Source organism: Streptomyces noursei, from assembly GCF_016917755.1.
Taxonomy (GTDB): domain Bacteria; phylum Actinomycetota; class Actinomycetes; order Streptomycetales; family Streptomycetaceae; genus Streptomyces; species Streptomyces yunnanensis.
Map to the genome: position 1 here is coordinate 1,827,000 of NZ_CP070326.1, position 19,350 is coordinate 1,846,349.

Below are 19,350 nucleotides of genomic sequence, written 5' to 3' on the forward strand. Positions count from 1 at the left end.
TCGCGTTTCCGCAGCACGGCCGGGATGTTGCCCAGGTTTTAACCGAACATGATTGCCCTAGACTTCCGATGCACTAATGACCGGAATCATCACGGCTATCGCCCATGTCATTCCGATGGAAACGGATCGAGCATCCAGAGAACGGACATATTCGCATAACTGCGGTAGAGGGCATTCGCCGGCCCGACCGCGGTGGCAGCCGCGCCCCGCCCGGTGCACGGTGGGGAGGTGGATCCCGTGGCGGCGCTGGAGCGGATCGCGTTCCTGCTGGAGCGGCAGGGGGGCGGTGACGTACCGGGTGCAGGCGTTCCGCACGGCGGCGTCGGTGCTCGACGGACTGGCCGCGGAGGAACTGCGCGAGCGCGCCGGGAACGGGACGCTGGGCCGTCTGAAGGGGCTCGGCCCCAAGACGACCCGGGTCGTCGAGGAGGCACTGGCCGGGCAGCAACCCGCCTATCTGACGCGGCTGACGGAGGAGGCCGGCGGCCCGCTGGTCGAGGGGGAACGGGGGCTGACGCTGCGGCGGGCCCTGCGCGGCGACTGCCATCTGCACTCGGACTGGTCGGACGGCGGCAGCCCCGTCGAGGCGATGGCCAGGGCCGCCCGCGACCTCGGCCACGACTGGTGCGCGCTGACCGACCACTCCCCCCGGCTCACCGTCGCCCACGGGCTGACCGCCGAGCGGTTGCGGCGGCAGTTGGACGTGGTCGCCGAGGTCAACGCGCGCCTGGCGCCGTTCCGGCTGCTGACCGGGATCGAGTGCGACATCCTCGACGACGGCTCGCTGGACCAGGAGCCGGAGCTGCTGGACCGGCTCGACGTCGTGGTCGCCTCGGTCCACTCCACACTGCGGATGGACCGGCGGCCGATGACCCGGCGGATGCTGGCCGCGGTCGGCAATCCGCTGGTGGACGTCCTCGGCCACTGCACCGGCCGACGGCTCACCGGCCGGCTCCGCCCGGAGTCGACGTTCGACGCCGCGGAGGTCTTCGCGGCCTGCGCCGAGCACCGCACCGCGGTGGAGATCAACTGCCGCCCGGACCGCTTCGACCCGCCGCGCCGCCTGCTGCGGCAGGCCCTGGACGCCGGCGCCCTCTTCGCCGTCGACAGCGACGCGCACGCGCCCGGCCAGCTGGACTGGCAGATCTACGGCTGCGCCCGCGCCGAGGAGTGCGGCGTCCCGGCAGACCGGATCATCACCACCTGGACGGCCCGCCAGCTGACGACCTGGACGCGGACCGGCCGCACCCCGCACGGGGCCGGCGGCTGACCGTCCGGGGCCGGTCCGGGCCCCGGTCCGGGACCACTCGCCTCAGCCCTGCGCGGACGCCGCCGTGCGCAGCGCCGCCAACACCGGGCGGAACAGCGGATGGTCCTCCGCGCCACGGCGGACCGCGGCGAAGACCCGGCGGGTGGGCGGGGCGCCGTCGACCGGTCGCACCACCACACCCCCGAGGTCCATCCCGCGCAGCGCCGAGCGTGGCACCAGGGCCACCCCGACGCCCGCCGAGGCCAGCGCCACCACCGCCCGGAAGTCGTCCGAGGAGTGCGTCAGGCGCGGCCGGAACCCGGCGTACTCGCAGGCCAGCACGACCACGTCATGGCAGGGATTGCCGGAATAGGGCCCGATCCAGGGGTCCTTGGCGAGCCCGGCCAGCGGCACCGCCGCCGCCCCGGCCAGCGGATGCCCGGGCGGCAGCACCGCGTCGAACGGCTCGGCGTAGAGCGGGACCCGGGTCAGCCGGGGGTCGTCCGCGTCCGGCGCGCCCCGGTACTCGACGGCCACCGCCACGTCGACCTGCCGGTCCAGCACCATCAGCAGGCTGGCGTCGCCCTCCGCGTCCTGGACCCGGACCCGGATGCCGGGTGCGGAACCGGCGAGTTCGGCCAGGGCCGGGGCGAGCACCAGCGCGATGCCGGTCGCGAACGCCGCGACCGTCACCGTGCCGGCCTCCCCCTTGTCGTACGCCGCCAGCTCCGCCTCGGCGCGCTCCAGCTGGGCCAGCACGGCGTTGGCGTGACCGAGCAGGATGTCGCCCGCGGGGGTCAGCCGGACGCCGCGGGCGCCGCGCTCGACGAGGCGGTGGCCGGTCTCCTGCTCCAGGGCGGCCAGTTGCTGGGAGACCGCCGAGGGCGTGAGGTAGAGCGCGGCGGCCGCCGCCGTCACCGTGCGATGGTCGGCCAGCGCACGCAGGATGTGCAGCCGACGGGCTTCGATCATGGTTCCAGTTTCGCAGGGTTCGGCGGGGTTCTGTGCCCCGGAACCCCGCGGTCAGCCCGCCAGGGCGGCGCGGGCGGCCACGAAGGCGTCCACCGCGCGGTGCACGTCCTCGGTGGAGTGGGCCGCGGACAGCTGGACGCGGATCCGGGCCTCCCCCTTGGGGACCACCGGGTACGAGAAGCCGATGACGTACACCCCGCGCTCCAGCAGCAGCTCGGCCATCCGGGCCGCCTCGGCCGCGTCGCCGATCATCACCGGCGCGATCGGGTGCTCGCCGGGCAGGATCGCAAAGCCCTCCTCGGTCATCCGTGAGCGGAACAGCGCGGTGTTGGCGTTGAGGCGTTCGCGCAGGTCACCGGCGGACTCCAGGAGGTCGAGCACCTTCAGCGAGGCGGCCGCGATCACCGGCGCGAGCGAGTTGGAGAAGAGGTAGGGGCGGGAGCGCTGGCGGAGCAGGGCGACGATCTCGGCGCGCGCCGCGACATAGCCGCCGGAGGCGCCGCCCAGCGCCTTGCCGAGGGTGCCGGTGATGATGTCGACGCGGTCCATCACGCCGCACAGCTCGGGGGTGCCGCGACCGCCGGGGCCGACGAAGCCGACCGCGTGCGAGTCGTCGACCATCACCATCGCGCCGTAGCGGTCGGCCAGGTCGCAGATCTCCCGCAGCGGCGCGAGGTAGCCGTCCATCGAGAACACGCCGTCGGTGACGATGAGGGTGCGCCGGGCGCCCTCGGCGTCCTTCAACTGCCGTTCCAGGTCGTCCATGTCGCGGTTGGCGTAACGCAGCCGGCGGGCCTTGGAGAGCCGGATGCCGTCGATGATGGAGGCGTGGTTGAGGGCGTCGGAGACGACCGCGTCCTCCGGGCCGAGCAGGGTCTCGAAGACACCGCCGTTGGCGTCGAAGCAGGAGGAGTAGAGGATGGTGTCCTCCTGGCCGAGGAAGCCGGAGATCCGCCGCTCCAGCTCCTTGTGCACCTCCTGGGTGCCGCAGATGAAGCGGACCGAGGCCAGGCCGTAGCCCCAGCGGTCCAGGGCCCCGTGGGCGGCGGCGATGACCTCGGGGTGGTCGGCCAGGCCCAGGTAGTTGTTGGCGCAGAAGTTGAGGACCTCGCCGGGGCGGCCCCCGGCGGTGACCGCGACGGTGGCGGACTGCGGGGTGCCGATGACCCGCTCGGGCTTGTGCAGTCCGGCGGCGCGGATCTCGTCGAGGGCGGTGCGCAGATCGTCGCGTACGGCGTCGAACATGGGGTGGTGTCTCCTTAGGCGGGGTCGAGGTCGGGCGGCGGGAGGGCAGGCCGGCTGGCGGCGCCGTCATCGGGGGTGGCGGGGCTCAGGCGCTCCAGTCGAGGATGACCTTGCCGCTCTGGCCGCTGGCCGCGTCGGCGAAGGCGGTCTCGAACTCCTGGTACGGGTAGCGGCCGGTGATCACGGGGGCGAGGTCGAGGCCGCCTTCCAGCAGCACCGACATCGCGTACCAGGTCTCGAACATCTCCCGGCCGTAGATGCCCTTGATCGTGATCATGGAGGTGACGATCCGGGACCAGTCGACCGGGAACTCCTCGGCGGCCAGGCCCAGCACGGCGATCCGGCCGCCGTGCGTCATGTTGCCGATCATGTCGCGCATGGCCTCGGGCCGGCCGGACATCTCCAGGCCGACGTCGAAGCCCTCGCGCAGGCCCAGTTCGCGCTGGCCGGCCTCGATCGAGGTGTGGGCGACGTTGAGGGCGAGGCTGACGCCGACCTTGCGGGCCAGTTCCAGGCGCTGCTCGCTGACGTCGGTGATCATCACATGGCGGGCGCCGGCGTGCCGGGCGACCGCCGCCGCCATGATGCCGATCGGTCCGGCGCCGGTGATCAGGACGTCCTCGCCGACCAGCGGGAAGGAGAGCGCGGTGTGCACGGCGTTGCCGAACGGATCGAAGACCGCGGCGACGTCGAGGTCGACCGGGACCCGGTGCACCCACACGTTGGTGGCGGGCAGCGCGACGTACTCCGCGAAGGCGCCGTCCCGGCCGACGCCCAGGCCGACGGTGGCGCGGCACAGGTGGCGGCGGCCGGCCTGGCAGTTGCGGCAGCTGCCGCAGACCAGGTGGCCCTCGCCGCTGACCAGGTCGCCGGGCTTGATGTCGGCCACGTCCCGGCCGGTCTCGACGACCTCCCCGACGAACTCGTGGCCGACGGTCAGCGGGGTCCGCACGGCCTGCTGCGCCCAGCCGTCCCAGGCCCGGATGTGCAGGTCGGTGCCGCAGATGCCGGTGCGCAGCACCTTGATCAGCACATCGCCGGGGCCGATCGTCGGTTCCGGCACGTCCGTCAGCCAGAGTCCCGGTTCCGCCTTCTGCTTGACCAGTGCCTTCACCGCATCGGCTCCCGTACGTGAATGAGTGCTGTGACATCACGGGGACCCGGTGCGGCCCGCCGATCTCGGCCAGAAATCTTCCGTACGACGGCCTCCGGGTCCATCGAGGTTTTCTTAATCGCGCCCTCAGATCACCTTTACGGCCCATCCGTCACAGGAGTGCGCAGCCTTCGCATCACTCGCGTGGCGGCTCACCGGCACGGCCGCGCCACGAACCTCTCCGGGAAGGTCCCCGCGGTCTCCAGGACCACCCGGGCCTGCGCGTCCGGCCGCTCCGGACAGCCGAGGTGCGGTCCCCGGGCGTCGACGAGGCCGGTGTCACAGTCCGTCGGCAGCGGGACGCGCGCGGTCGTGGGGGCGCCTCCACGCCGTTCGGACACCGGGGGCAGAACCGTAGCTTCCGGCCGCGCGGCGGTGGCACAATGCCGGCCTTATTCGGAACCAGCCTCAGGGGCACCATGGCGCCGAACGAACTGGACTCCCAGATCCCCGTCTTCCACGGAGCCGGCCACCTGCTGCGGCTGATCGCCGACCTCGTCCGTCGGCCGCGCCGCAGGGAGTGTCCGGAACCGGTGCGGCACCGCGGTGTCGCCCAGGGCCGCGAGGGGCTCCCGGTGATCTGCCTGGTCGCCGGCGACGACCACGCCCAACTCGCCCGCGGCATCAGTTACTTCCTCGGTCACGCCGACCCCCGCCGGGTCCCGCACTGCCTGCACGATCTGGGCGCCGAGCCGTCGCCGGCCGACCCCGAGTCGGTGGAGGCGGTGCGCCGCACGCTGGAGCGGCTGGCGCAGGGCTTCGCGCGCAGCGTCAACGGCTCCGACGGCCGGGTCCGCTTCCGCCGGTTCGGCCTGGTCAACTGGCTGGTGCAGACCGGCGCGAGCGGCGATCCGGACGGCGCGGGCGATGTCGAGGGCACCGACCACAGCCTCCTCCAGCGGCTGCGGGAGCGGGAGTTCCGGCGCCGCCGGGTGTTCGGCCTGCTGCGGGCGCCGGAGACCGAACTGGCGGTGGACGGCCATGTGCCGTGGTGGGTCTGGCTGTTCGCGCTGCACCTCTTCCCGCTGGCGTGGTTCCGGGTCCGCCGCGGACTGGGCCGGGAGTACCGCTGGCTGCTCAACCAGCCCTACCTCGCCCCGCGCGACCCGGGCACCTTCCTCGGCTTCGCGGAGCGGCTGACCGTGCCGCACAACCAGGTCGAGGACCCCGAGCAGCTGCGCAAGCTGATGGTCAACGCCTTCCTGGAGGACCTGCGGACCGCCTTCCGCCGCCGCCCGTGGCGCCCGCGCTCCTCCCGCCGCACCGCGTACTGCGTCGCGCTGCTGGACGGCGTGGACGCCGACAACTGCGGCCATCCGCTGCTGCGCACCGTCATCGACGTCCGCAACGAGACCGGCGCCTTCGATCCGCTGCTGGTCGTCGCCTGCGGCGCCCGGCCACCCGCCGAGGGCACCGGGACCCGCGCCGACTGGGGCCACAGCTCCCTGTGGGAGCTCTCCGACCGGCTCTACGGCGGCTGGCGGGACACCTTCCTGCACACCGGCCGGGCCCGCAACCGCGCACCCTGGTATCTGCCGGTCACCGTGCCCCCGCTGATGCCGCCCTCCGACGACCCGGTGGCCAAGGCCCGATACGAGCTGACGCGACGTCAAGAAGTGGCTCAGGATGCCAGGTTGCGCCTTCCCGAACCGCCGCTGTGGGCGCGCCGGGCGGTCTCCGTCGCGGCCGTGTGCTGCGTGACCGCGGCGCTGCTGGGGGCCGGCGGGCTGCTCTGGGGCGAAGAGAGCGCCTACCGCCGGGCGCACTGCGGGCTGAGCCGCTTCCAGGACGACGCCGACACCCTGCGCACCGTGGAGACCGGCGAGTGCATCGGGGTCTCCCGGCACGGCTTCACCTTCCACTCCCCCGACGCCGAGCTCAACAAGACCCTGCGCACCATCGCCGACCAGAACGCCCGCGCCGACCAGATCCACCAGGCGTCCCCGGAGCGCCCGTTCGTGACCCTCGTCCACCTCTCCGCGCTGCTCAGCAGCACCGGCAGGTCCACCGCCCAGCTCGCCTACGGCCGGGAGGCGCTCCAGGGGGCGGCCGGCGCCCAGTCCCGGCAGCTGCGCACCACCGGCAGCACCGAGCCGATCCTGCGGATCTTCCCCGCCAACGCCGGGTCCGGTATGCGCTTCGGCACCCAAGTCGTGCAGATCCTGGAGGAGTTGCAGGGAAAGGACCCCTCCATCGTCGGCGTCACCGGACTCGACCAGAGCCGTGAGGCCACCAACCGGACGATCCGCCGGCTGACCGAGGCGGGGCTGCCGATGGTCGCCACCACCCTCTCCGCGGACTCCCTGGTCCGGCAGTCGCCGATGTACTTCCAGGTGTCGCCGCAGAACAGCCGGGAGGCGGAGGTCGCCGCCGCCTACGCCGACCACCTCGTCGGCGGCCGGACCGGGCCCACCCGCCAGGTCCGGGTGATCGCCTCCGCCGACCCCACCGACACCTACAGCAGGACCCTCGGCGACGACGTGGCCAAGCAGTTCCGGGCCCGCGGCTTCGCGGTCGAGCGGACCGCCTTCAGCCCCCCGCCGCCCCCGGGCGGCGAGCCGTCCTCGGACGCGCCCGGTGCCGGCTCGGTCGGCCAGCGCAGCTGCTCCTACCCGGGACTGGTCTTCTACGCCGGCCGCGCCGAGGACTTCGAGACCTTCCTCGGCGGGATCAACGAGTCCTGCAACTCCGCCCCGCCGGCCGTCTTCGGCGGCGACGACGTGGCGCGGCTGGCCGCCGACCCGATCCGCCGTGCGCAGTACCCCGGAATCCCCTACGACTTCCTGGACTTCACCCTCGGTTCGGCGCGCTGCGACGACGCAAGCGGGCTGTACGCGGAGATGTCCCGGCTCTTCCCCGAGGAGTGCGCCAAAGTCCCCAACTCGTCCCTCGACGGACACGCCGCGCTCGGCTTCGACGCGGTGAAGCTGTACGTCGACGCGGTCAGGCAACTGCGCGAGGACGCCGCGGGGATGCCGCTGACGCCGCCCGCGGTGTGGCACGCGATCAGCGGGGTGCACGGGGACGAGGCGCTCGACGGGGAGAGCGGGATCATCGGCTTCGGCGGCGAGGTGGACCGTCAGGTCCCGCTGGACAAGCTGCTGTCGGTGCAGCACATCGACGGCGTCGGCAAGCCCACCCAGGTCGGCTACTGCGGCCGGCTCGGCGGCCGCGCCCAGTCGTCGTGGTGTCCGGCGCTGACACCGGAAAAGGGTCGATGACCGCTCCCGTGACGGGTGTCAGGGCGGCGGCCCCGGCCCCGTCACGGTGAACAACCCGCCGTCGGGGTCGCGCACCATCGCCTGGCTCCCGTTCCCGTCCCACGTCGCGGTCACCGGCGTGATGGTCCCGCCGGCGTCCACCGCGGCCTCGGTCACCGCCGCGACGTCCGGCACCCGGAAGTGCACGTGCCACTGCGGCCGCACCCGCGGGTCCGGGGCCGCCTCCACGGCGCCGCCGCGCAGCGCCGCCACCACGTGCGTCCCGTCGTGCACGACCACCTGGTCGTGCTCGTACGTCACCTGGCAGCCGCCCGGCTTCTCCGACGCCCAGTCGAAGACCTCGGCGTAGAAGATGGCCGCGGCGAACGCGTCCCTGGTCCGCAGCTCCAGCATCGCCGGGGCGTGGCCCGTCCCCACCGACCAGGCCAGCGTCTGCCCCTCCCAGAAGCCGAAGGTGGCGCCGTCCCGGTCCGCGGCGAGGGCGGCCCGCCCCGGGCCGAGCTTGAGCGGCCCGACGGCGACCGTGGCGCCGCGCTCGCGGATCCGGGCCGCGGTGTCGTCGCCGTCGGCCACCGCGAAGTACGCGGTCCAGGCCACCGGCACCTGGAAGCTCGGTGCCAGCGCGCCGATCCCGGCGACCGGCTCCCCGTCGAGCAGGGCGACCGAGAACTCCTCGCCGAGACTGGCCGACCGGAACCGCCAGCCCAGCACGGCACCGTAGAAGCGGTGCGCGGAGGGCAGGTCGCTGGTCATCAGGCTCACCCAGCAGGGCGCGCCGGGTACCGGAGCGGCCGGACGTGGGGACGGCATGGACATCTGCCTCCTGCATGCTCGGGCCTGTCCGACGGGTGAGCGTGGATCAGCCCGCGCGGGTCGGCATGGGTCGCGGCCGGGTCCTCGGCGCCCCCACCCACTGTGCCAGCGACCGCCCGACCCCGCACCAAGGGGCACCGGCGCCGCCGGTCGCCCGCTCGGGGCAGGGCCGGTTGTGCCGGTGGGGGCCGGGCTCGATGCTGGAGGTACTGAACCGGGCTGGGTTGATGCCATGAACGCATGGAACGCGGCGACGAGCGCCGACTTCCGTGGTCCCCTCGACGTCACCAGGGCGGCCACAGCGGTTCTGGACGCCCGGGGGCTGGTGATCGGGTGGAGTGCGGCGGCCCGGAAGCTGTTGGGGTACACCCCGGAGGAGATCATCGGCCGGCCGATCGGCACGTTCCTGCCGGACGCCGCGGATGCGACAGCCGCGGCGGGCACCGCGCAGCCGTCGCCCGCGGCGATGGTCAACATCGAGACCCGGACCGCACGGCACGCCGACGGCCACCGTCTGGCGGTGGCGATCACGATGTGTCCGCTGGCCGACACCCTGCCGGCGGCCCCCCGGGGACCGGCCCGGGTGATGGTGGCGACCGCACTGGACGACCTGCGGTACTGGGAGTCGCGCCAGGCGATGCTGCACGGGCTGGCGACGCAGTCACCGGTGGGACTGGCCATCTACGACGAAGCGCTGCGCCTGACGTGGTTCAACACCTCGTACGGACGGGAGATCGGGCTGCCGCTGCGGCAGTTGATCGGCAAGCGGGCCGACGAACTGTATCCGGGCGAGTTCGTCACCGAGGGCTACCCGCACACCCTGCACACGGTGATGGGCCATGTGCTGGCCACCGGTGAGCCCTTCCTCGACCTGCACTTCGTCGGCGAGCAGCCCACCGACCCGGGCACCAAACACGTCTGGTCCTGCTCCTACTACCGGCTCCAGGACCCGGACGGGCGGGTGCTGGGCGTGTGCGAGGACTCCTTCGACATCACCGACCGCTATCAGGCACAGCGCCGGCTGAACCTCCTGGTGGAGGCCGGCCGGCGGATCGGCACCACGCTGGACATGGTCGGCACCGCCCGGGAGGTGACGGCGGTCGCGGTACCGGACTTCGCGGCCACGGTCACCGTCGACCTGCTGCGGTCGGTGCTGGAGGGCGGGGATCCGGAACCGGGCGAGGCCGGGATGCCCGAGCTGGTCCGGGTCGCCGCCCGCTCCCGGGACGACCCGCCGGACCGGCCGCCGCTCCCGCCGTACCCGGTCGCCTATCAGCGGGGCACGCTCCCGTACCGGAGCCTGTCGTCGGGCGGCCTGATCCGCACGGAGCGGGCGATCGTGGTGCCGCTGCGGGCCGGCGGCACCCTCATGGGGCTGGTGACCTTCGACCGCGGGGACAGTTCGTCGGTCTTCGACGGCGGCGAGATCGACCTGGCCGACGAGCTGGTCATCCGGGCCGCGGTCTCGATCGACAACGCCCGCCGGTTCGCCCGCGAGCACGCCGCGGCGCTCACCCTCCAGCGCAATCTGCTGCCCCAGCGCCTGCCCCCGCAGTCCGCGGTGGACATGGCCTACCGCTATCTGCCCAGCGACGACCGGGCCGGGGTGGGCGGCGACTGGTTCGACGTGATCGGGCTGTCCGGCACCCGGGTCGGCCTGGTGGTCGGGGACGTCGTCGGGCACGGCCTCCAGGCCGCGGCCACCATGGGCCGGCTGCGCACGACCGTACGGGCGCTGGCCCGGATGGACCTGGCGCCCGACGAACTGCTGAGCCGGCTCGACGACCTGGTGGGGCAGACCCCGGAGGAGCGCGCTGCGGGAGCCGTCGTCGAACCCGCCCCGGACGACGTGGCCACCGGGGTGACCTGCCTGTACGCGGTCTACGACCCGGTGTCACGGCACTGCACGACGGCCCGGGCCGGGCATCCGCCGCCGGTGCTGGTGGCCCCCGGCGGCGAGGTGTCGTTCCCGGACCTGCCGGCCGGTCCCCCGCTGGGGCTGGGCGGCCTGCCGTTCGAGTCGTGGGAGACCGAGCTGCCGGCGGGCAGCCTGCTGGCGCTGTTCACCGACGGGCTGCTGCGCGGCCGGGACCGCGACGTCGACACCGGCCTGGCACTCCTCGGCGAGGTGCTGCGGGAGAACCACCGGCCACTGGAGGAACTGTGCGACCGCGCGGTCGCGCAACTGCTGCCGAGCGGGGCGGCGCCGGACGACGCGGCGCTGCTGCTGGTGCGGACCCGGGAACTGGACGCCCGGCAGGTGGCCGCCTGGGAGCTGCCCGCGGAGCCGGCCGCGGTGAGCACCGCCCGCGAACTGGCCACCCGGCAGCTGGCCGAGTGGGGCCTCGCGGAGCTGTCGTACGCGACCGAGCTGGCGGTCAGCGAGCTGGTCACCAATGCCGTCCGGCATGCCTCGGGGCCGGTGCACCTGCGGCTGCTGCGGGATCTGGCGCTGGTGACGGAGGTCTCCGACACCGGCCACACCTCCCCGCACCTGCGGTACGCGGCGAGCGACGACGAGGGCGGCCGGGGGCTGTTCATTGTCGCGCAGCTGGTGCAGCGCTGGGGGACGCGGTACACGCCGTTCGGCAAGACGATCTGGACGGAGCAGGCGTTCCCGCCGCACTACCCGGGGGCCCCGCGGCCGGTGGGCTGAGCGGGCGACCCGGTGTACGCCGTGCGGGTCGCCGGTGCCCGCCCCATGATGGAACCAGCGAGGTCCCGGCACTCGGCGGGCGCGGACAGAGGAGGACCTGTGACGACCAATGGCAGTAAGACCCCGGCCGAGCGACGGCCGGTGGAGCTGTACACGGGTAGCGAGCGGCCCTTCGACGCGGAGGACCTGGTCAGGGCATCCGGGCGCGAACCCACCCCGCAGAGCCTGGAGTGGGCGCAGCGCCTGATCGAGGAGAAGGGCCGAGCCGCCATCGAGCGGTATCTGCCCTAGTGGTGGCGGTGCGGCGGTGGCGCCGCGCCCCGTCCGTACGGCCCGGAGGCGACGGCCCCCGGGCCGCGGCATGTGGTGCGGCCCGCCGCTACCCTCTCGGTACATGACAATTGAACGGATCGATCCGCCCTCGCAGGCCGGTGAGCGCGAGATGCTCCGCGCCTACCTGGACTTCCACCGGGCCACCCTGGCCATGAAGGTCGAGGGGCTGACCGACGAACAGCTGCGGCGGCGCTCCATGCCGCCGTCGACGCTCTCCCTGCTCGGCCTGGTACGGCACATGGCCGAGGTGGAGCGCACCTGGTTCCGCCGGGTGGTCAACGGCGAGGACATCCCGCTGGTCTGGTCCGAAGAGGGCGACTACCAGGCCGCGTTCGACGACGGCGAGTCCACCGGCGCATCGGCCTTCGCCACCTGGCAGACGGAGGTGGCGCACTCCCGGCGCATCGAGGAGGCCGCCGGATCCCTGGACATCACCGCCTACCAGCCGCGATGGGGCAAGGACGTCTCGCTTCGCCTGATCATGCTGCACATGATCCACGAGTACGCCCGGCACAACGGCCATGCCGACTTCCTGCGCGAGGGCGTGGACGGCACCGTCGGCCCCTGATCCCCCGCGCAGGCCACTCACCGACAGCACGCACAAGGTCCCTTCCCCGTACGGGAAAGGGACCTTGTGAGGGTGCGCGGAGCGCCCGGCCGGCCTTGCACCTGCATTTCCCACCGGTTGGTGGGCGTCTTTCCTTGGACCACGGACGCGCGACTCCCGTCCGCAGGACCGGAGTTCGTTCATGATCATACCGAACTTCGGGGGCGCTCCCGACCAGGCAGACTTCCTCCGAACCTGACGCAAGAGTCCCGGCCCCGAGGCAACCCGTGAACGGTGGCCGGCGCGGAATGCGAAGGTGTCATGGCGAACGACGACGGGCCGTGCGGCCCGTCCTGGTGGGGAGGAACGGACATGGCCGCGCCGAGTGAAGAGTCCAATAGGGCGGGAGGGCTGCACAGCCGACTGCCGGACGACACCGTCCCCCTGCGCGTCTCCACCGCGCGGGACCCCGCGCCCGCCGCGACGTCCGAACCCGAACCGAAGGGCGGCGGCTCCCGCCTGGCCAAGTCCAGTGCGCTGATGGCCGCGGGCACCATCGTGTCGCGGATCACGGGCTTTGCGCGCACGCTCGTCATGGCGGCCGCGATCGGCGTCGGCACGCTCAACGACTCCTATCAAGTCGCCAACGTCCTGCCCACGATGATCTATGTGCTGGTCGGCGGCGGCGCGCTGAACGCGGTGTTCGTCCCCCAGCTCGTGCGCGCCATGAAGAACGACGAGGACGGTGGCGAGTCGTACGCCAACCGCCTGCTCACCCTCGTCGTCATCGTCCTCGCCGGTGCCACGACGCTCTGCGTCCTGGCCGCGCCGCTGCTGGTCCGCGTGATGTCCCCGGACATCGCCGCCGACCCGCAACGCATGGCCCTGACCGTGGCCTTCGCCCGCTACTGCCTCCCGACCATGTTCTTCATGGGGATCCACGTCATCCTCGGGCAGATCCTCAACGCCCGCGGCCGGTTCGGCGCCATGATGTGGACCCCCGTCCTCAACAACGTCGTCATCATCGCCTCCTTCGCCGCCTTCATCTGGGCCTTCGGCGGCTTCACCGACTCCGGCGTGAGCCCGGCGACCATCACCCCCGAAGGCGTCCGGCTGCTGGGCCTGGGCACCCTGCTCGGGCTGGCCGTCCAGGCGTTGGCCATGCTGCCGTATCTGCGCGACGCCGGCGTCCGGCTCCGCCCCCGCTTCGACTTCCGCGGCCACGGTCTGGGCAGGGCCGCCGGCCTGGCCAAGTGGACGCTGCTGTTCGTGCTCGCCAACCAGCTCGGCCTGATCGTCGTCACCGAACTCGCCACCAAGGCCGGCGCCGCCGCCGAGCACGCCGGCCACCCCGGCTCCGGCATCACCGCGTACAACTTCGCCTACCAGATCTGGCAGATGCCGCAGGCCATCATCACCGTTTCGGTCATGACCGCCGTGCTGCCCCGGATCTCCCGCGCCGCCCTGGACGGCGACGCCGCGGCCGTCCGCGACGACATCTCCTACGGCCTGCGCACCTCGGCCGTCGCCGTCGTGCCGTGCGCCTTCGCCTTCCTGGCCCTGGGCATGCCGATGGCCACGCTGCTCTACGCCAGTTCGGGAACCGAGGGTGCACAGGGCATCGGCCGCGCCCTGATGGGTTTCGGCCTGGGCCTCATCCCCTACTCCGCGCAGTACGTCGTGCTGCGCGGGTTCTACGCCTACGAGGACACCCGCACGCCCTTCTACAACACCCTCGTCGTCGCCGCCGTCAACGCCGCCGCGTCCGCGGCGTGCTTCGTCCTCCTCCCCGCGCACTGGGCGGTGGCCGGTATGGCCGCCTCCTACGGCCTGGGCTTCGCCGTCGGCATCGCGGTCGCCTGGCGCCGACTGCGCAAGCGCCTGGACGGCGACCTCGACGGCCCCCGCGTGCTGCGCACCTATGTGCGCCTGTGCACCGCCGCGGCCCCCGCCGCGCTCGCCGGCGGAGCCGCCTCGACGGCCCTGCTGCATGCCCTGGGCACCGGCGCCCTGGCCTCCCTGGTCGCGCTGCTCGCCGGTGCCGCACTCCTGCTGGGCCTCTTCCTGACCCTCGCCCGCCTCCTCAAACTCCCCGAGCTCGACGCCCTGTTCGCCATGGTCCGCAGCCGGCTCGGCCGCTGAGCCTTGGCACTCCCCCCGACGCGCCGTCGACGTCTGGCCGGCGGCGCGTCGTCGTACCCGGCCCGCCCGGCCCGCTCCAGGCCGGCGGCGAGCCCTTCCGCGGTCGCCCGTGTGGGGCGTCATGGTTGGTGCCCCTCCCAGGCCATCTCCTTGAGCGCCATCCGGGCGGCCGGGGCGTGGCCGGGGATGTCGGCCCAGTAGGGGTGCGTGGCGATCTCCACGGAGAGCCGCTGGAGTCGGCGGCGCAACACGGTCGTGCGCGCCGGACTCTCCTCGGCGGCGAGCTGTCGATAGGCGGCGTACCAGGCGGACTGGGCCTGGACGAGGTCGGCGGGGAAGGCGTAGTCGGTCACAACCAAAATTGCATCACGTGTTCGAATTATGGCGCAGCACTCACACGGGTGAAGATGGCCGCCCCGGTGTGGCGGAGCGGTCCGCCCGGCCGCCGAGCGCGCCAGTCGACCGGCAGCCCCGGCTGCCGGTCGGCCTGAGCCGGGGATGAGCCTCGGCGGATGGTTCCTGCGCGGCCTCCGAGAGCCACGGCGCGCCACCGCGACGGGCTGGTCCATGCCTACGTGGTGGACTCCGGCGCATTCGGGACGCCGGAACCCGCCGCGGTGTTCCGGCCACAGGCCGGCGACGAGGTCGTGGGGTCGGCGGTTCGGCCCGATCTGGAGCGCGTCGTGCACACGACGCGGAACAGGGTCGTCTGCCGCCGAGAGCGGGATGGTCCTCGCCCGGCGGGAGTTGGAGACGGCCGGGCACGGCGCTTGGCACCAGGTGCACCCCGCGGACGGCAGCGGCCATCTCCTGGGCGACGGCTCCTGGCCCACCAACGGCCCGGACGGCCGTCCCGTCCGCGCCGCCCGCCCGAACGGGGCGCTCAGAGGTCGGCCTTGATCTTCTTCATCGTCAGATGGGACTCCACCCGCAGCACGCCGCGCAGGCCCGTCAGCTTGCGGGTCAGGAACTCCTCGTAGGCGGCGTGGTCGGCCACCGCGACGCGCAGGAAGTAGTCCGGCCGCCCGAAGAACCGACGGAGCTCGACGACCTCTTCATAGGCCGCCACCGTGTCCTCGAACTCCTCGACGGTCGCGCGGTCGGTGGCGTACACCTCGACATCCACCAGGACCTCCAGGCCGCGGCCGACCGCCGCGGAATCGATGACGGCCCGGTAGCCGGAGATGACACCGTCCTCTTCCAGGCGCTTGACCCGGCGCAGGCACGGCGGCGGGGTCAGCCCGACGCGCTTGGCCAGCTCGACGTTGGTCAGCCGCCCGTCCCGGCGCAGCTGAAACAAAATTTCTCGATCGATGGCATCCAGCTCGATTTCCTTACCCATATCGCGATCCTAGAGGCATAATCAGCAACCAAATAAGATCCATTTCGTCCTAAAATTGCGACATGGCAATACCTTCGGCCCGTGTCGACGCCCCCGCTCGGCCCGCGCCTCCCACACCCTCCCCCCGCACACCGCCCCAGGCCCGCGCCGCCTTGAAGGACTCCGCCTCGGTGGGCCTGGGCCTCGTCCCGCTCGGTCTCGCCTTCGGCGTGCTCGTCACCCACTCCGGCCTCGCCTGGTGGTGGGCGACCCTGTTCACCACCCTCATCTACGCCGGGTCCTTCGAGTTCCTGCTGATCGGCCTGGTGACCGCCGTCGCGCCGCTGGCGACGGTCGCGCTGACTGCCTTCCTCGTCAACATCCGGCACGTCTTCTACGCGCTGTCGTTCCCGCTGCACCGCGTCAAGGGCCGCCCCGCCAAGGCGTACAGCACCTTCGCCCTCACCGACGAGGCGTACGCCCTGACCACCGGCGAGCGGGCACGTTCCTGGCCCGGCCGCCGCATCCTGTGGCTGCAGTCGTTCATGCACCTGTACTGGGCCGGCAGCGCCACCGCCGGGGCCCTGCTCGGCTCGCTCATCCCCGACAGCGTCACCGGCCTGGACTTCGCGCTGACCGCCCTGTTCACCGTCCTGGCCCTCGACGCCATCCGGGACCGGCGGGGCGACCTGCCCACCCCCGCCCTGGCCCTGCTCAGCGCGCTGGCCGCCCGCCTCGCCTTCCCGGACCAGTTGCTCCCGGCCGCCTTCGTCCTGTTCACCGCCGGGCTGCTGGCCCGCCACTTCGCCACCGGCAGGAGGTCCGCCCGTGCCTGACACCCGCTACCTCGTCGTGGCGGTCGCCGTCTCCGCCGCCGTCACCTGGGCCCTGCGCGCCCTCCCCTTCGCCGCGCTCGCCCCGCTGCGCGCCAGCGCGACCGTCCAGTACCTCAGCCGCCGCATGCCCGCCGGCGTCATGGTCATCCTGCTCGTCTACTGCCTGCGCGACCTGCCGGTGACCGAGCCGCGCGCGCTCGCCCCCCTGACGGCCCTGGCCGTCACCGTCGGCCTGCACCTGTGGCGCCGCAACGCCCTGCTGAGCATCCTCGGCGGCACCGCCGTCCATGTGGCCCTGGCGAGCACGGTCTTCGCCCACTGACCGGGCGAGCGGGAGCCGGCCCGTGAGCAGGCGAGGGCCCGTGGTCGCAGGGGCCGACCGGCGCCGACCGGCGCGTGAGGGCATCGGCGTGCCCCGCACCCCCGCGGTGGGACGTGGGGCGCGGGGCGCGCCGGTCGTGTGCCGGGGCGGATTCCGTCAGCCCAGTTCGAGGCTGGTGACGCCGAAGGTGTGCGCGGCGTCCGCGGACGGGACCGGGCCGGTGTACATGCGGACGGTGTGGGAACGGGGGGTCAGGCCGCGGGCGACGGCCAACGTGTGGGCGGGGGTGCGGGGTTCGGGGATGTCGATGCTGACCTCGTCTGCGGGGTCGAGGTGGGCGGTGAGGGCGTCGAAGAGGGCCTCCGCGGTCTCCGGGGTGTCGGCGAAGAGCGGGCCGATGCGGTGGCCGGAGTGGGCCGGGCGGAGCACGCCGTAGCCGGCGACCCGGCCGTCCCGGAGGTGGACCCGGGCGGTGTGGCCGGGGGCGGTCAGCCAGCGGGCGAGGAAGTCGCGCCGGTCCGCGGGGAAACAGCGGCGGTCATAGGCGGCGATCGCATCGAGGTGGGCGGCGGTGACCGGGTGGGTGTCCGGGGAGGGCCGGGCGCCGGGGGTGGGGTGGCCGGTGTAGCGGAGGGTGTCGTGGGCGGGGGTGAAACCGGCCCGACGGTAGGTGGCCTGCTGGGCGGGGACCGCGTCCAGGCCGACGGTCCGGGCCCCGGCGTGCGGGAAGGCGGTGCGCCAGGTGGCGAGGCCGAGGCCCTGACCGCGGAGACCGGGGGCGACGAGGTAGAAGCCCAAGAAGGCGTAGTCGTCGGAGTAGTTGACGATCGAGAGGGCCGAGACGGTGCGGTCGCCGAGCCGGCCGAGGAAGAAGCCGTCGGGGTCGGTGGGGTGGAAGTGGCTGATGTCGCCCTCGCCCGGGTTCCAGCCCTCGTCGGCGGTCCAGCCGACGATCTCGTGCCAGAGGTCCAACGGGGCCGCGGTGACGGTGAGTTCGCCGTCGTGGGCCGGGACGGTGCGGGTGGTCGGTCGCATCGGGGGTGCGTCCCTTTCTGAGGGGGGCTTCGGTCAGATCAGGTCCATGGCCGCGACCTCGTCGGGGCTGCCGTAGCTGACCGGCCCCTGGAAGCGGCGGCGGGCGGTGGCGAACCACCAGACCGTGGCGATCACCAGGACCACCGCCAGTGCGATCGGCGCGTAGTTGAAGGACTCCGGGGTGACCGGGTACTGCTGCGGCAGCATGAAGAGGAGGTTGCTGAGGGCGATCCAGATCACGGCGATCGCGGCGACGGGCTTGCCGTAGCGGCCGAGGTTCCACGGTCCGGCCTGGAAGTCGTCGAGCCGCAGCCGGAGGAAGATGGGCACGCCGTAGGAGAGGAAGAGGCCCACCACGTTGACGCTGACGACCGCGGTGAAGGCGGTGTGCGACCACCAGCCGGGGACGACCAGGAGCAGCGAGCAGACGGCGGCGAGCCAGACGGCCTTGACGGGGGTGCGGGTGCGGTCGGAGACCGAGTGCCACCAACGGGAGCCGGGCATCGCGCCGTCGCGGGAGAAGGCAAAGATCTGCCGGGTGTTGCTGGTCATGTTCGCGAGTCCGCAGAAGAGCATGGCGCCGATGACGATCAGCAGCAGCAACTTCGCGGAGTGCACGCCGAGCGCGTCGATGAGAATCCGTACCGGAGGGGCGTCGTCCGCCGCGGCCCGGCCATAGTCGCGGATGGCGTACACCAGAGCGAGCATGAGGACCAGTCCGGTGAGCGCGGAGCAGGTGATCGCCCGCATGATCCCGCGCGGGGCATTGACGGTGGCCTTCACCGTTTCTTCGGACATGTGGAAACTGCCGTCGAAGCCGGTGAACGTCCAGCTGGTGACGAGCAGACCGAGCATTCCGCCGTAAATGGCGTTGGTGAAGCCGGTGTTGTTGGCGAAGTGGGTGGCGAAGGACGGCTCTTGATGGTGTGTCGGAATCAGCGCGAGGGCGGCGACGATGACCACCATGCCGATCAGCAGCCACCACACGGAAATCCGGTTGAGCACGGCGACCAGTCGGACGGTGTAGGTGTTCGCAAGCGCTTGCACCAGCAAAATCGCCGCGGTGATGCCGACCGTCTGCGGTGCGGTGGGCTGATAGGACGGCCATTGCATGGCGATGAACGCCTGGATGAAGGTGGCGGCGGCGAAGTTGGTGGCGGCGGTGCCGCCGACCTGGCCGACGAAGTTGAGCCAGCCGGTGTACCAGGACCAGGCGCCCTGGTGGCGCTTGGCGAGCTTGCCCGCCGAGAAGTAGAGCGCGCCGCTGGTCGGGTACGCGGAGGCGATCTCGCCCATGGCGGCTCCGACGAACAGCACCATGAGGGAGACGCCGATCCAGCCGAATATCAGGATCCGCGGTCCGCCGGCGTTCAGGCCGAAGCCGAAGGAGGAGAAGATGCCGGAAATGATGTTGATGATGGTGAAGGAGATGGCGAAATTGTCAAAGGCGCGGAACCTGCGGGTGAGTTTCCGCGGATAGCCCATGGCGTGCAGGGTCGCGTCGT

At 72.7% G+C, this 19,350-nt stretch carries 16 protein-coding genes and 1 pseudogene; 8 read left to right on the plus strand and 9 right to left on the minus strand.

All coding sequences use genetic code 11. The features are described 5' to 3' along the window. Window positions 1-228 precede the first annotated feature (228 nt). Window positions 229-1,270: pseudogene (locus JNO44_RS07865) on the plus strand (PHP domain-containing protein). 42 nt (window positions 1,271-1,312) lie between these two features. On the opposite strand, the gene JNO44_RS07870 reads toward JNO44_RS07865, so the two are convergent. From JNO44_RS07870 to JNO44_RS07885, 4 genes are all read right to left on the minus strand, one after another. Continuing rightward, window positions 1,313-2,221, minus strand: a complete 909-nt coding sequence (locus JNO44_RS07870; RefSeq protein ID WP_205362513.1) for a LysR family transcriptional regulator — start codon at window positions 2,219-2,221, stop codon at window positions 1,313-1,315. 51 nt (window positions 2,222-2,272) lie between these two features. Next, on the minus strand, window positions 2,273-3,466 hold the full coding sequence (locus tag JNO44_RS07875; protein WP_205362515.1) for a glycine C-acetyltransferase: 1,194 nt from the start codon (window positions 3,464-3,466) through the stop codon (window positions 2,273-2,275). An 85-nt stretch (window positions 3,467-3,551) separates the two neighbouring features. Then, window positions 3,552-4,580: an L-threonine 3-dehydrogenase gene (gene tdh, locus JNO44_RS07880; protein ID WP_205362517.1), complete on the minus strand. Its 1,029-nt coding sequence runs from the start codon at window positions 4,578-4,580 to the stop codon at window positions 3,552-3,554. 191 nt (window positions 4,581-4,771) lie between these two features. Then, complete coding sequence (locus JNO44_RS07885) at window positions 4,772-4,960, minus strand: hypothetical protein (protein WP_205362525.1); 189 nt, start codon at window positions 4,958-4,960, stop codon at window positions 4,772-4,774. Window positions 4,961-5,038: 78 nt separating this feature from the next. On the opposite strand from JNO44_RS07885, the gene JNO44_RS07890 reads away from it, so the two are divergent. Then, window positions 5,039-7,840, plus strand: coding sequence for an ABC transporter substrate-binding protein (locus tag JNO44_RS07890; protein WP_205362527.1), 2,802 nt, complete (start codon window positions 5,039-5,041; stop codon window positions 7,838-7,840). A gap of 18 nt (window positions 7,841-7,858) precedes the next feature. Here the strand turns inward: JNO44_RS07890 and JNO44_RS07895 are convergent, their stop codons facing one another. Next, window positions 7,859-8,650 carry a VOC family protein gene (locus tag JNO44_RS07895; protein ID WP_205362529.1) on the minus strand — a complete coding sequence of 264 codons (792 nt, stop codon included), beginning with the start codon at window positions 8,648-8,650 and terminating at the stop codon, window positions 7,859-7,861. A 235-nt stretch (window positions 8,651-8,885) separates the two neighbouring features. Here JNO44_RS07895 and JNO44_RS07900 point away from each other — a divergent pair, with 235 nt between their 5' ends. The 4 genes from JNO44_RS07900 (at window position 8,886) to murJ (ending at window position 14,331) form a co-directional block, all read left to right on the plus strand. After that, complete coding sequence (locus tag JNO44_RS07900) at window positions 8,886-11,309, plus strand: SpoIIE family protein phosphatase (RefSeq protein WP_205362531.1); 2,424 nt, start codon at window positions 8,886-8,888, stop codon at window positions 11,307-11,309. A gap of 99 nt (window positions 11,310-11,408) precedes the next feature. Beyond that, window positions 11,409-11,600, plus strand: coding sequence for a hypothetical protein (locus JNO44_RS07905; RefSeq protein ID WP_039638455.1), 192 nt, complete (start codon window positions 11,409-11,411; stop codon window positions 11,598-11,600). Window positions 11,601-11,703: 103 nt separating this feature from the next. Next, the gene (locus JNO44_RS07910) at window positions 11,704-12,210 is read left to right on the plus strand and encodes a DinB family protein (RefSeq protein WP_205362532.1); all 507 of its coding nucleotides are present in this window, start codon (window positions 11,704-11,706) and stop codon (window positions 12,208-12,210) included. Between the two features lie 351 nt (window positions 12,211-12,561). Beyond that, window positions 12,562-14,331 carry a murein biosynthesis integral membrane protein MurJ gene (murJ, locus tag JNO44_RS07915; protein WP_205362533.1) on the plus strand — a complete coding sequence of 590 codons (1,770 nt, stop codon included), beginning with the start codon at window positions 12,562-12,564 and terminating at the stop codon, window positions 14,329-14,331. Window positions 14,332-14,450: 119 nt separating this feature from the next. Here murJ and JNO44_RS07920 read toward each other — a convergent pair whose 3' ends face one another. Together JNO44_RS07920 and JNO44_RS07925 are read right to left on the minus strand one after the other, a co-directional pair. Beyond that, window positions 14,451-14,684 carry a hypothetical protein gene (locus tag JNO44_RS07920; RefSeq protein ID WP_205362534.1) on the minus strand — a complete coding sequence of 78 codons (234 nt, stop codon included), beginning with the start codon at window positions 14,682-14,684 and terminating at the stop codon, window positions 14,451-14,453. Window positions 14,685-15,214: 530 nt separating this feature from the next. Continuing rightward, window positions 15,215-15,673 carry an Lrp/AsnC family transcriptional regulator gene (locus JNO44_RS07925; RefSeq protein WP_205362535.1) on the minus strand — a complete coding sequence of 153 codons (459 nt, stop codon included), beginning with the start codon at window positions 15,671-15,673 and terminating at the stop codon, window positions 15,215-15,217. 170 nt (window positions 15,674-15,843) lie between these two features. On the opposite strand from JNO44_RS07925, the gene JNO44_RS07930 reads away from it, so the two are divergent. Next, the gene (locus JNO44_RS07930; RefSeq protein WP_205369509.1) at window positions 15,844-16,488 is read left to right on the plus strand and encodes an AzlC family ABC transporter permease; all 645 of its coding nucleotides are present in this window, start codon (window positions 15,844-15,846) and stop codon (window positions 16,486-16,488) included. Next, on the plus strand, window positions 16,481-16,810 hold the full coding sequence (locus JNO44_RS07935) for a branched-chain amino acid transporter permease (RefSeq protein WP_205362536.1): 330 nt from the start codon (window positions 16,481-16,483) through the stop codon (window positions 16,808-16,810). The genes JNO44_RS07930 and JNO44_RS07935 overlap by 8 nt, the downstream gene beginning before the upstream one ends. Before the next feature lie 156 nt (window positions 16,811-16,966). Here the strand turns inward: JNO44_RS07935 and JNO44_RS07940 are convergent, their stop codons facing one another. Both JNO44_RS07940 and JNO44_RS07945 read right to left on the minus strand, forming a co-directional pair. Further along, window positions 16,967-17,845, minus strand: coding sequence for a GNAT family N-acetyltransferase (locus tag JNO44_RS07940; RefSeq protein WP_205362537.1), 879 nt, complete (start codon window positions 17,843-17,845; stop codon window positions 16,967-16,969). 33 nt (window positions 17,846-17,878) lie between these two features. After that, window positions 17,879-19,330, minus strand: a complete 1,452-nt coding sequence (locus JNO44_RS07945) for an amino acid permease (RefSeq protein WP_205369510.1) — start codon at window positions 19,328-19,330, stop codon at window positions 17,879-17,881. Window positions 19,331-19,350: the final 20 nt, after the last annotated feature.

What these genes read in the sequence shown, in the direction of transcription:
- JNO44_RS07945 (WP_205369510.1), bottom strand. Translation starts at nt 19,330, where the DNA reads ATGGGCTATCCGCGGAAACTCACCCGCAGGTTCCGCGCCTTTGACAAT.
- JNO44_RS07895 (WP_205362529.1), bottom strand. Translation starts at nt 8,650, where the DNA reads ATGCCGTCCCCACGTCCGGCCGCTCCGGTACCCGGCGCGCCCTGCTGG.
- murJ (WP_205362533.1), top strand. Translation starts at nt 12,562, where the DNA reads ATGGCCGCGCCGAGTGAAGAGTCCAATAGGGCGGGAGGGCTGCACAGC.
- JNO44_RS07900 (WP_205362531.1), top strand. Translation starts at nt 8,886, where the DNA reads ATGAACGCATGGAACGCGGCGACGAGCGCCGACTTCCGTGGTCCCCTC.
- JNO44_RS07940 (WP_205362537.1), bottom strand. Translation starts at nt 17,845, where the DNA reads ATGCGACCGACCACCCGCACCGTCCCGGCCCACGACGGCGAACTCACC.
- JNO44_RS07870 (WP_205362513.1), bottom strand. Translation starts at nt 2,221, where the DNA reads ATGATCGAAGCCCGTCGGCTGCACATCCTGCGTGCGCTGGCCGACCAT.
- JNO44_RS07925 (WP_205362535.1), bottom strand. Translation starts at nt 15,673, where the DNA reads ATGGGTAAGGAAATCGAGCTGGATGCCATCGATCGAGAAATTTTGTTT.
- JNO44_RS07890 (WP_205362527.1), top strand. Translation starts at nt 5,039, where the DNA reads ATGGCGCCGAACGAACTGGACTCCCAGATCCCCGTCTTCCACGGAGCC.
- JNO44_RS07875 (WP_205362515.1), bottom strand. Translation starts at nt 3,466, where the DNA reads ATGTTCGACGCCGTACGCGACGATCTGCGCACCGCCCTCGACGAGATC.
- JNO44_RS07910 (WP_205362532.1), top strand. Translation starts at nt 11,704, where the DNA reads ATGACAATTGAACGGATCGATCCGCCCTCGCAGGCCGGTGAGCGCGAG.